Origin of the sequence: Alishewanella longhuensis, from assembly GCF_014653435.1 — a bacterium.
GTDB classification, from domain to species: Bacteria; Pseudomonadota; Gammaproteobacteria; order Enterobacterales; family Alteromonadaceae; genus Alishewanella; species Alishewanella longhuensis.
In genome coordinates this window covers 126,727-138,991 of record NZ_BNAO01000007.1, presented here as the reverse complement: position 1 = coordinate 138,991, position 12,265 = coordinate 126,727, and the positions used below count along the sequence as shown (strand labels likewise).

6 protein-coding genes are annotated in these 12,265 nt (G+C 47.6%); all 6 read left to right on the top strand.

Annotated features, from left to right (window positions below; genetic code table 11):
* Positions 1-173 precede the first annotated feature (173 nt).
* The 6 genes from IE163_RS13690 (at position 174) to IE163_RS13665 (ending at position 12,234) form a co-directional block, all read left to right on the top strand.
* Positions 174-1,799, top strand: coding sequence for an NADP-dependent glyceraldehyde-3-phosphate dehydrogenase (locus IE163_RS13690; protein ID WP_189433541.1), 1,626 nt, complete (start codon positions 174-176; stop codon positions 1,797-1,799).
* Positions 1,800-2,001: 202 nt separating this feature from the next.
* Complete coding sequence (locus IE163_RS13685; RefSeq protein WP_189433540.1) at positions 2,002-4,776, top strand: FAD-binding and (Fe-S)-binding domain-containing protein; 2,775 nt, start codon at positions 2,002-2,004, stop codon at positions 4,774-4,776.
* Positions 4,777-4,953: 177 nt separating this feature from the next.
* Positions 4,954-5,358, top strand: coding sequence for a response regulator (locus IE163_RS13680; RefSeq protein WP_189433539.1), 405 nt, complete (start codon positions 4,954-4,956; stop codon positions 5,356-5,358).
* A gap of 6 nt (positions 5,359-5,364) precedes the next feature.
* On the top strand, positions 5,365-7,803 hold the full coding sequence (locus IE163_RS13675; RefSeq protein WP_189433538.1) for a sensor histidine kinase: 2,439 nt from the start codon (positions 5,365-5,367) through the stop codon (positions 7,801-7,803).
* Positions 7,804-7,843: 40 nt separating this feature from the next.
* A complete protein-coding gene (locus IE163_RS13670) occupies positions 7,844-10,618 on the top strand; it encodes a PAS domain-containing protein (protein WP_189433537.1) in 2,775 nt (924 codons plus the stop codon).
* Entirely contained in the window at positions 10,615-12,234 is a 1,620-nt protein-coding gene (locus IE163_RS13665; protein ID WP_229833574.1) for a diguanylate cyclase, read from the top strand. Before IE163_RS13670 ends, IE163_RS13665 begins: the two co-directional genes overlap by 4 nt.
* Positions 12,235-12,265 lie beyond the last annotated feature (31 nt).

The following is a 12,265-nucleotide window of genomic DNA, read 5'->3' as shown; positions in this document are numbered from 1 at the left end:
AAGTAACAACAAATATCTGCGGATCGGGGCCTAAGCCCCAGCCCGTACCCTAAACTCTGCAAGTCCTAGCCAGCCAGGCTGCAGCTTGCAGGATGATGGGGATATAACGAGATCTGACGAATCAGACAGTACCCCTACAACCAGGCAATCAACAATATGAATGGGAGTAAGGTATGAGTATAGCAACAGTGTTTCCGCAAGCCGCTGAGATCCCGGCTGAGTTTTTACAGCAACAGGTGATAGAACAGCGCGAGTATTTGCTGAACGGCGAACTGGCCAGTTGGCCGGGTGAACTGAGCCCGGTGATTAGCCCAGTGCAATTTCGCTCGGGTGCCGGGGCCTCTGCACAGTTGTCTCCGGTACTGCTGGGTTATACACCTTTATTGGATGCCAACGCCGCCTTGCAGGCCTTAGACGGTGCAGTAAAAGCCTATGATCTTGGCCGTGGCGATTGGCCAAGTATGCCGGTATTACAGCGCATTGGTCATGTCGAAAAGTTTTTAGGGTTGATGCAGCAGCAACGCCGCGAAGTGGTGCGTCTGCTGATGTGGGAAATTGGTAAAAACTATACCGATGCCGCCAAAGAGTTTGACCGTACCTGCGATTATATCCGCGATACTATTGCCGCTTTAAAACAGCAAGATCGTGCGGCCAGCCATTTTATTATTGAACAGGGTGCCTTGGGCAAAATCCGCCGCGTGCCGGTGGGCGTAGCGCTTTGTATGGGGCCTTTTAACTATCCGTTAAACGAAACCTTTACCACCTTGATCCCAGCGCTGATTATGGGCAATACCGTGATCTTTAAGCCGGCCAAATACGGTGTGTTATTAATTCAGCCACTATTAAGAGCCTTTCAGCAAAGCTTTCCAGCTGGCGTTATTAATATTATCTACGGCCGTGGCCGGGAAACCGTAGGCGTGTTAATGGAAAGCGGCAAGATAGACCTCTTTGCCTTTATCGGTACCAACAAAGGCGCCAGTGATTTAAAACGGATGCACCCCAAGCCACACCGTTTGCGTGCTGTTCTGGGCTTAGACGCGAAAAACCCCGGTATTATTTTTGCTGATGCTGATTTTAAGCGTACGCTCAGTGAGGTAGTGTCAGGTGCCTTATCCTTTAATGGTCAGCGCTGCACGGCATTAAAAATTCTGTTTGTTGAGCGTAGCATTGCCGATCGCTTTGTTACCGAGCTGTCAGCTGCCGTTGCTAAACTCCCGCTGGGTATGCCTTGGGATAAAGATGTAGCCATTACCCCTTTGCCTGAGCCGGGTAAAACCGTTTTTTTAACCGAATTACTGCAAGATGCTCTGGCTAAAGGCGCAGCGGTGCAAAACCCCAATGGCGGTGAAACGGCGGGACCGCTATTTCGCCCGGCGGTGCTGTATCCGGTAAACAGCCAAATGCGGCTCTATAACGAAGAGCAATTTGGGCCACTGGTACCGGTAGTGCCTTTTGATCATATCGATGAGGTAATCGATTACGTGGTGAATTCCAATTTTGGGCAGCAGCTCAGTATCTTTGGCCAAAATGCCAGGCAGGTCGGTGAACTGGTGGATATTTTTGCCAATCAGGTAGGCCGCATCAATATTAATGCACAGTGCCAACGCGGACCAGATAGCTTTCCGTTTAATGGCCGCAAAGATTCTGCCGAAGGCACCCTTTCGGTGGTCGATGCGCTGCGGCAGTTTTCTATCCCGACGCTGGTAGCCACTAAATATCAGGATGGCGATGTTGCCTTTGTGAAACAGATGATCAGTGAGCGTGCTTCGCACTTTTTGGCGACGGATTTTTTGTTTTAATTATTGCTGTCGATGTTCTAGCTTTGATGCTTTTGGGATCAAACTTATTCAAAACATTGATTTAATATTGTTATTTTAGCCCTTAGTTTTGAATAAATTATTCCAAATCAGGGGCTTTTTCTAAAAAATTTTATGCAAAAGCAGCGCTAATGTCTTATTATCGGGTAATCTAAGTTAAGGTTATTTGTCGCCAGAGGTTTGCATGCACCCGCAGTTTATTCAGGCCGTTAAGCAGCTTATTCCCACTGATCGCTATTTTGATGATCCTCTGGCTACGCTGGCCTTTGGTACTGATGCCAGCTTTTACCGGCTTATTCCCAAATTGGTATTGCGGGTGGAAAGTGAAGCGGAAGTGGCGCAATTGCTGAAGTTAGCCAATAGCTATCAAGTAGCGCTGACGTTTCGGGCTGCCGGTACCAGTTTATCCGGGCAGGCGGTCACCGATTCGGTGCTGCTGGTACTGGGTGAGAACTGGCAACAGCGGCAAATTCGCGGCTTGGGTGAGCAAATTCGTTTAGGCCCTGGCGTGATTGGCGCCCAGGCTAATAAATGGCTGTTACCCTATGGCCGGAAAATAGGCCCAGATCCGGCATCTATTAACACCTGCAAAATAGGCGGTATCGTTGCCAATAATGCCAGCGGTATGTGCTGCGGCACGGCGCAAAACAGTTTTAATACCCTGGCCGGAATGCGGGTGGTGCTATTCGATGGCACTGTGCTGGACACCGAAGATGCCGAAAATGTGGCGGCATTCCGGCAAAGCCATGCTGCGTTATTGCAGCAGCTTACAACCTTGGCCGAACAATGCCGCGCTAATCCAGAGCTTAGTGAAAAAATCCGCCACAAATACCGTTTAAAAAATACCATGGGATTTTCGCTCAATGCCCTGACGGAATTTACTGATCCCATCGATATTCTGATCCACCTGATGGTGGGCTCAGAAGGCTGCCTCGGCTTTATTAGCAGCGTGACCTATCATACGGTGCCAGAGCATCCACACAAAGCGTCGGCGCTTTGGGTGTTTCCTGATATCGTTAGTTGCTGTCAGGCAGTGACCTTATTAAAAAGCGCGCCTGTGTCGGCAGTAGAGCTGCTGGACCGGCGCAGTTTACGTTCGGTGCAAGCTAAACCCGGTTTGCCTGCTTGGGTCGCCAGTTTATCAGACGGCGCGGCAGCGTTATTGATTGAAAGCCGGGCGGCCACAGCCGCTGCATTGGCAGCGCAGCTTAGCGACATTAGCGCATTATTAAGCGATTTTCCTACCGAGCAGCGGGTGGATTTTAGTAGCGATCCCAAAGTCTATGAGCAGTTATGGGCTATTCGCAAAGGCACTTTCCCGGCAGTGGGCGCCGTGCGACAAACCGGTACCACGGTGATTATTGAAGATGTCACCTTTCCATTAGCGCGTTTAGCCGAAGGGGTGCAGGCGCTGCAGCAATTGTTTGATCGCTATCACTATCATGAAGCCATTATTTTCGGCCATGCCTTAGAGGGTAACCTGCATTTTGTCTTTACCCAGGGCTTTGACGATCGGACACAAGTCGCCCGTTACGAAGCCTTTATGCAAGAGGTGGCGCAGTTAGTGGCGGTTGAGTTTGGTGGTGCGCTAAAAGCAGAGCACGGCACCGGCCGTAATATGGCGCCCTTTGTTGAGCTGGAGTGGGGAACGGATGCTTATCAATTAATGTGGCAGTTAAAAAAACTGTTCGATCCCAAGCATATTCTTAACCCCGATGTGGTGTTAAGCCAGGATAAAAACATCCATCTAAAGCATCTTAAAGCCTTACCCGCGACTAATCCGCTGGTAGATAAATGCATTGAATGTGGTTTTTGCGAACCGGTGTGCCCATCGCGCAAGCTGACCCTAACGCCACGCCAGCGTATTGTGGCACAGCGCGAAATAAGCCGTTTGACGGTTAGTGGTGAAAACAGCGAACAGCTTGCTGCGCTAACAAAGGACTATCAATACCAGGGCAACGCCAGTTGTGCCGCCTGTGGTATGTGCAGTACTGCCTGTCCGGTTGGTATTAACACCGGCGATTTAACCCGACAATTGCGGGCTGCAGATAATCAGGGCTATCAGGCGCTCGCCGGTTTTGCCGCCCGCCATTTTGGCGGCATCACCAGGCTAGCAAGAGTTGGCTTGCGCTTAGGGCACTTTAGCAACAAGCTACTTGGTAAAGCGACACCGTTTTGGCACAAGGCGATGCCTACAGCCAATAGCGCCAAAGCCAGGGATGTTGCAGCGCCAAATGATGCGGCGCTTAAACCAGTGATTTATTTAAGCAGCTGCAGTAATAGGGTGATGGCGCCGATGGCAGGCAGCAAAGATACGCGCAGTTTACAGCAGGTAAGTGCTGACTTACTGGCGAAAGCGGGTTACCAACTTATTATGCCAGAGGGACTAGCGAGCCAATGCTGCGGTATGCCGTTTCAATCAAAAGGCCAGTTTGCCTCGCAAGCCACCAAGCAACAGCAACTGAATGACTGGCTATTAACGCATACCAAAAATGGCGAAATCCCGGTTTTTTCTGATACCAGCCCCTGCAGCCTAACGTTAAAAGGCAAACTGGACTCACGCATCAAACTGTATGACAGTATCGATTTTATCAGCGACTTTGTGCTACCCAAACTGACCTTAAACAAACAATCAACCCCCATAGCGCTGCATATTAGCTGCAGTGCAACGCAGTTGGGCCAGGCTGAAAAACTTAAGCAAATAGTGGCAGCCTGTACTGAGCAGTTGGTGATCCCTGACGGCATCAGTTGTTGCGGTTTTGCCGGTGATAAAGGCTTTTTTATGCCAGAGCTCAATGCCTCGGCATTGTCAAACTTGGCTGAGCAGGTAAGTCAGTGCTCACAAGGGGTATCCAGCAGCCGTACCTGCGAAATTGGGTTAAGCAGGCATAGTGGTATTGAGTATCAACATCTGGTGTATTTACTGGAGCAACAGAGTTTGGCGAAGTCACAGAGTTAAAAATTAGATGCAACAGTTTATGGAGGTAAACACTGCTTGCAATAATGGGGCAGATAAACAATGCTGTTGGCGAATATGTACTAAATAATGTAACGCCACTTTAAATTAAGTCAATTTCAGGCTAGCTTTATCAAAAGTACCCAACACAAAACATAGATAATTTAAAGAGGCAAGGCTATGGCGTTACAGCGGGTTATGCATGTAGAAGATGATGAGTCCATTCGCGCTGTAGCAGAAATTGCGTTAATTGATGTCGCAGGTTTTGACTTATTAAGTTGCGACAGCGGACAAAGTGCTTTAGCGCAAGTAGAGGCTTTTTCGCCGCAGCTGATCCTATTAGATGTAATGATGCCGCAAATGGATGGGCTGCAAACATTGGCAGCCTTGCGACAATTACCCAAGTTAGCGCAAGTACCAGTGGTATTTATGACTGCAAAAATTCAACAAGTTGAAAAGCAACAATACCTTGATGCTGGCGCTATCGCTGTTATCGATAAACCTTTTGACCCTATGTTGCTGGGTGAAACCTTAACGACTTTATATCAAGCCTATCAAGCTGATAGCATTCAGCACTTGAGCTAATCATTGATGGCTAAAGCCTCCCATAGCGATGCCTGGTTTGTACTGCCTTTTAAGTTTTGGCTCCTTGCTGTACTGCTGTTTACTGCCTTAGCCGCCACGCTTAACTTAGTGCGATTACCGTTGTTTTTTGGTATCGAATTTATCTTTGGTTCAGTCGTCGCGGTATTGGCAATAGTGTTGCTCGGTGTGAAGGCTGCCGTTATTGTCGGCTGCTTGGGCGCAGCGGTGACCTTTGTTATCTGGGGACATCCATACGCCTGGCTTATTTTTAGTTTAGAGATCCTCTGGTTGTGCTGGCAGCGGCAATCTCGACAGGGCATGCATCTGGTGTTGCAAGATCTGGTGTTTTGGGTGCTGTTCGGTTTGCCACTTATTATCGTCTGTTATGTTTTTGCGTTAGATGCGTCCTGGCAAACGGCAGCGTTAGTTGGGCTTAAGCAAATGACCAATGGTGTTTTTAATACCCTTCTCGCCAGTACATTGCTGTTACTTATGCAGTTACAGCCCGTGCTCTCTAAACGTTTTAAGTTACCCCTGGTCAGTTTACGGCAATTATTATTTCATACGCTGATGGGGCTGACGTTATTTTCAGGCAGTGTTCCGTTACTACTCGATGCCCGGAAGTTAAACGCAGAATACGAATCGAGTGTTGCGCAGCGTTTAAAATTATTAACAACGATTTTGCAGCAACAACTGCAAACCCTCGGGACTGAACAACGCAATGATCCCCGCGCAGTAGCCGCGCTAATGCGTGATTTATTGCCTTACAATGACGTTGGCTTGGCGTTACTGGACAGCAAAGCGCAGCGACGCTATGAAGTGGGTTTACTACAGAGCCTTAATACCGAAGCAGGAACTATACCGGTAGTGGGATTCTCGAAATGGTTGCCGACAGATGTCAATTTGCGGTTGCAGCGTTGGCGTAAAAGCCGTTATCGATACATACTGCACACAGAAACATTGGGAGAGGTTAACTATATTGTTGCAGAGCAAGGCGCTACCACTGTAGTCATGCAGTTGGAGCAAGCCAGTGCCCGGCAACTGGTGCTGATGGTTAGCTTTATGTTGTTAACTGTGCTGGTAAGCAGCCTATTAAGCAAAGCGATTAGTGCGCCAGTTAAACGTTTGGTATTAGTCAGCAGCCGCCTGACCGGGGATATTGCCCGCGGTAATCTAAGCGAGATACCGCCAAGCCATGTAGCTGAATACCATAAACTTAGTCAGACTTTACAGGTCATGAGCACTGAGCTGGCAAGAACCTTTACTGTTAACCATGCAACACAGTTAACCTTAACGCAGCAGGTTGCAGAGCAAACTAAACAGTTACAGCAAAGTAATAGCCAACTTGAAGCCATACTGGCCGCTGCCGCAGATTTTTCTATTATTGCCACTGATCTTGATGGTGTTATTACCTACTTCAGCCGTGGCGCTGAGCGTTTACTGGGTTATCGGGCAGAAGAGTTGGTGAATAGCCAAACTCCAGCAGTATTCCATCTAGAAAGCGAAGTACAACAGCGAGCTGCGGCGCTGTCTGCTGAGCTGAACCAGCAGGTTACGCCATTTCAGGCTTTTGTTATTATTGCTGAGCAAACGGGATCTGAAAGTCGCGAGTGGCAGTATGTACGCAAAGATGGGCAGACTATCCCGGTTTTGCTCACGGTAACCCCTATCATCGATGCAACCGGTGTGACCCGTGGTTATCTTGGGATTGCCAAAGATATTTCTGAGCGTCATCGCAATGAAAAGCTTAAAAATGAATTTATTTCTACTGTTAGCCATGAACTGCGCACACCGCTAACCTCCATTTACGGCGCGTTAAGAGTAGTCAACTCTGGCACTTTAGCCGAGCTCCCCCCTAAAGTGGCCTCTTTGTTGCGGGTGGCTGAAGTAAACAGTAAGCGTTTAACAAACTTAATTAATGATTTATTAGATATTGAGAAGTTATTGGCTGGCAAAATGCAGCTAGATCTTAAAATTCAGCCTCTGCTTGAACTGGTAGAAGAAGCCGTAGTTGCGGTGACAAGTTATGCTGAACAGTATCAGGTTAAGTTGCATACCTTGCTACCGTCAGAAAACTGTTACGCCAAAGTCGATGCCACAAAGCTGGTGCAGGTATTGATTAATTTATTATCCAATGCCATTAAGTTTTCTGCGGCAGAGGCGACGGTGCAGGTCAGGCTTTTAACGATGCCATCCGAGGTCAAGATCGTGGTTGTTGATCAGGGTGCTGGTATTACCGACGTGTTCAAAGCCCATATTTTTGAACGCTTCTCGCAAGGTGATGCCGCCAGTACCCGAAAATATGGGGGGACTGGTTTAGGTTTAGCGATCAGCAAAGAGTTAACTGAGCAAATGGGCGGGGTAATCGGCTTTTCTTCTGAAGTTGCTAAAGGCTCCAGCTTTTGGATTACCTTTCCGCGGGTGTTGCCTAAAGAGGATATTTAGATGCTAGCTAATCGATGTAATCAACCCGAGATCGCCCCTAATGAAACCACCTGAACAGCCGGCTGATGAGGCGCTGCGCCTAAAAGCGTTACTGAATACCTGCTTACTTGATACCAGCAGCGAACAGCGTTTTGACCGCTTAACTTTGCTGGTGCAGCAGTGTTTGGGAACCGAAATTGTGTTAGTTTCGCTTGTTGATAGCAAGCGGCAATGGTTTAAATCTAAACAAGGGTTAGCCGTTTGCGAAACTGCACGAGAGATATCTTTTTGCGGCCATGCCATTTTGGAGCCAGATATTTTTGAGGTGACAGACGCGCAAACTGATCCACGTTTTTATGATAATCCGCTGGTAACGGCAGCGCCCTATATCCGCTTTTATGCGGGTGCGCCGTTAACGATAGACGGCCAGCGACTTGGAACCCTCTGTATCATTGATTCTAAACCGCGGCAGCTAGATAGCCGTGAACGGCAAATTTTGCGTGATTTTGCGGCAGCGGTTGAGCAAGAAATCATTGATAGATTGCAAGAGCAGGCGCATCAGAAGCTGGTATCCAGTGAGCTGCTTTATCGCTCAGTACTGGAAGGAACCCGCATTGGTACCTGGCAATGGAACGTGCAAAGTGGTGAAACCGTTTTTAACGAACGTTGGGCTGAAATATGCGGTTACACCTTAGCTGAACTTAGTCCGGTTGATATCAACACCTGGTTATCACTGGCGCATCCTGAGGATCTGGCGCAGTCGGCCAAGTTGTTAGCACAACATTTTGCTGGTGAGTTGCCATTCTATGATTGCAAGTGTCGTATGAAGCATAAAGCTGGTCACTGGATTTGGGTGCATGATCGTGGCCGGGTGGTAAGCAAAACGGCCGATGGTGAGCCTTTAATGATGTATGGTACTCATGCTGATATTACCGAGCAAAAAGAGGCCGAAGCCGCGCTTAAAGCCAGCCGTGATCAGTTCCAGGCCTTAGTGACAAATATTCCGGGGATAACCTACCGCTGTAGAGCCGATAATAACTGGACTATGCTGTATATGAGCGGCAGCATTGATCCCCTCTCAGGGTATCCTGCCAGCGATTTTATTAACAATAGTGTGCGTAGCTATGCCAGTGTTATTCATCCGGCTGATCAGCCACGTTTAGAGTTGGCATTAGCCAGAGCGGTAACCGATAAGCAACCTTGGTTATTACAGTATCGTGTTATGAATAAGTCAGGGGAGCTACGTTGGGTAGAAGAGCGTGGCAGAGCCGAGTACAACCAGCTAGGAGAGGTGATTTACCTTGATGGTTTTATTTTAGACATCACCGAGGAAAAAAATCTGAAGCAGCAACTGTTAAAATTAACATCGCAATTGCCTGGTGTCGTCTATCAATACCAGCAATGGCCTGATGGACGGGCTGCCTTTCCTTATGCTAGTGATAATATCCAAAAAATTTACGGCGTTTTACCTGAGCAGGTAAAAGACGATGCAACCGCTGTTTTTAAAAAAATCCATCAGGATGATCTAGCCGGGCTGGCACAGAGTATTGAGCAATCAGCAAAATCCTTGTCTTTATGGCAGCATCAATACCGGGTATATGATGCTTCTGGTGCGCTCAGCTGGATGTCTGGTCGAGCCACACCGGAGCTGATGCCGGATGGCAGCACACTGTGGCATGGCTATATCGAGGATATCACTGCAATCAAACAGCATTATCTGACCTTAGAGCAAATTAACACTCAGTTAAACTTAAGTCAGCAACGACTAGATATGGCAAGCGAAACGGCATTAATGGGATTTTGGCAAGCCTCATTGATTACCGGAGAAGTCTGGTGGTCGGCGGTGATCTATCAGATCTTTGGTGTTGATGAAGCCATCACCCCCAGTGTTGCCTTGTTTAAAAGTCTGCTACATCCAGATGATCGTCAGCGGGTGGCAGAGAGTGAACAACGTGCTTTAACGACCGGATTACATGATGTAGTACATCGTATTATTCGTCCTGACGGCACGATACGCTGGGTACACGAGCTGGCGAAATTATTGCCGTTACAGGATAACCCTGAACAAATTTTAGTAGGGTCAGTACAAGATGTGACAGATCGCATGCTATTACAGCAGATGAAAGACGCCTTTATTTCTACCGTGAGCCACGAGTTACGTACTCCTGTGACGGCCATTAGTGGCGCTATCACCTTACTAAATTCGGGTAAGCTCGGTGAGGTGCCAGCATTTATGCAAAAATTATTGGCGGTGGCAGAGCGAAACAGCAAGCGACTGAGCCAGTTAATAAACGATTTATTGGATATTGAAAAGTTGACAGCGGGTAAAATGCCATTTGCTATCCGGCCGTTACGGGTAGAAAATGAACTACTGCAAGCAGCTGAAAATATCCAACCTTTTGCGCATCAGCAAAAAGTGAACATAAACTATCAGTGTCCAGATGCCACTCTATCCGTTGCTGCAGATGCTTTGAGGCTGCAGCAAGTGCTAACCAACTTGCTCTCTAACGCAATTAAATTCTCACCGTTAGATAGCCAAGTATGGCTGAGTGCTAAGCAAGTCGGCGATACGATTCAGTTTGCGATAAAAGACCACGGCGATGGTATCGCTCCGGAATTTCGCTCGCGGGTATTTGAACGTTTTGCGCAGGCAGACGGCTCGAACCTTAGGCAAAGTGGTGGTACCGGTTTAGGTTTGGCTATTTGTAAAGAGCTGGTACAGCAGATGCATGGAGATATAAGTTTTGAAACGGAAACAGGGAAAGGTACCACCTTCTATTTTTATTTACCGGCACACACTGATTTTAGTGACCAGCCAGTAGAGGAGACGCTGTGAAAAAAAATAACCACGCCGATCTGTCCGCTGCCTTTGCAGCACTGAGGCTGCGCTTTGAACAAGGTTTGCCAGAGCGTGCTGAAACCATGTTGATGTTTGTCACAGAGTCTGAGACGAGCCAACTAAAAAGCCTGTTGGCAGAAGCGCATAAGTTAGCCGGTGCTTGCGGTACCTTCGGCTATAACGAGCTGGGCTTTTCCGCCAGACAAATTGAACAATTAGTTAAAACGATTGCTGTAAAGCCGGCTGATGAGCAACTACAAGCATTTCCTTTATTAAAGCAAGCGGTGCTTGATTTTCGGTTAGCGGTTAGCGCTGCGTTAGCAAAACAAACACCCGAGAGAGACACTATTGCTTGCAGCACTACTCAGCCCCGCACAATTTGGTTATTGTTACCTGCAGGCAGACTTTTGGATGAACTAAGTGCGCAGTTAGAAGCTTTTGGTCATCAGATCCTCAAACTAAGTAGTTATCTGGAATGTTTTGAACAATTGCAGCGGCAAACTCCCACAGTCTTGTTTGCCGCCGTTAGCCTTAGCGCAGATTTGGCTCTTTTTCAGCAGGACGCTTTGCTAAAACTGTTATCTAAACACCAGGTACGCTTAGTTGCTTACTCAGAAGTAGACAGTTTTTCATTGCGGATAAAAGCAGCGCAACAACGTGCCGAAGCATTTTTTATCTCGCCGTTAGATATTCCTAATATCATTACCACAGTAACAGAGCTGATTGAACAAGAAAGTAAATACGCTGGCCGCGTTGCTATTGTTGAAGATGATGGCCTGTTAGCAGAGCACTACGAGCTGGTGTTAAATGCGGCCGGCATTCAAACTCATCAGGTAAAACATGTGCCTAACATCGTTAGCGAATTGATGAAATTCCAGCCTGACTTATTGCTAATGGATTTATACATGCCTGAGTTTTCAGGCCCTGAAATTGCAGGCTTGTTACGCCAATACCGGAATTTTAAGCGTTTACCTATCGTATTTTTATCGTCAGAGCTTAATAAAACGCTACAAATTCATGCCTTATCGCATGGCGGCGACGACTTTTTAACCAAGCCGATAGATGATGTGCTATTGGTGCAGTCGGTGAAAGTCCGTTTAGCCCGCAGTTTTGAAATTAAAAATTTGATTGAAAAAGACAGCCTGACACATTTGATCAAACACAGTGCAATAAAGGACGCGGCAGATTTAGAATTTGAACGCTCTGAGCGCTTACAAAAACCGCTAAGTATCGTCATGCTGGATATCGACTACTTTAAAAAAGTGAACGACAGTTACGGCCACGCGACCGGTGATGTGGTAATTACCGCCTTGGCTACGTTACTGAGAAAACGGATCCGAAAAACCGATCGAGCCGGGCGTTACGGTGGTGAAGAGTTTATGCTGGTATTGCCCGATTGCGCTGGTGAACAGGCTAGAGCCTTAGTCCGGGGTATTTTGGATACGTTTAGTCAGCTGCAATTCTCTTATCATGGCGACTATTTTAATTGCACCTTCTCGGCCGGTGTCGCCTCAACCAGTGACAATAGTTTTAGTAACGCAGCAGAGTTGATTGAAGTGGCAGACAGTGCCCTTTACCAGGCCAAACATGCCGGACGTAATCAAGTATGCTAAAGTAAAAGAAAAGGGCCAGTTAAGACCCTTT

Coding starts and splice junctions, on each gene's coding strand:
- IE163_RS13670 (WP_189433537.1), top strand. CDS start 7,844: ATGAAACCACCTGAACAGCCGGCTGATGAGGCGCTGCGCCTAAAAGCG.
- IE163_RS13675 (WP_189433538.1), top strand. CDS start 5,365: ATGGCTAAAGCCTCCCATAGCGATGCCTGGTTTGTACTGCCTTTTAAG.
- IE163_RS13680 (WP_189433539.1), top strand. CDS start 4,954: ATGGCGTTACAGCGGGTTATGCATGTAGAAGATGATGAGTCCATTCGC.
- IE163_RS13685 (WP_189433540.1), top strand. CDS start 2,002: ATGCACCCGCAGTTTATTCAGGCCGTTAAGCAGCTTATTCCCACTGAT.
- IE163_RS13690 (WP_189433541.1), top strand. CDS start 174: ATGAGTATAGCAACAGTGTTTCCGCAAGCCGCTGAGATCCCGGCTGAG.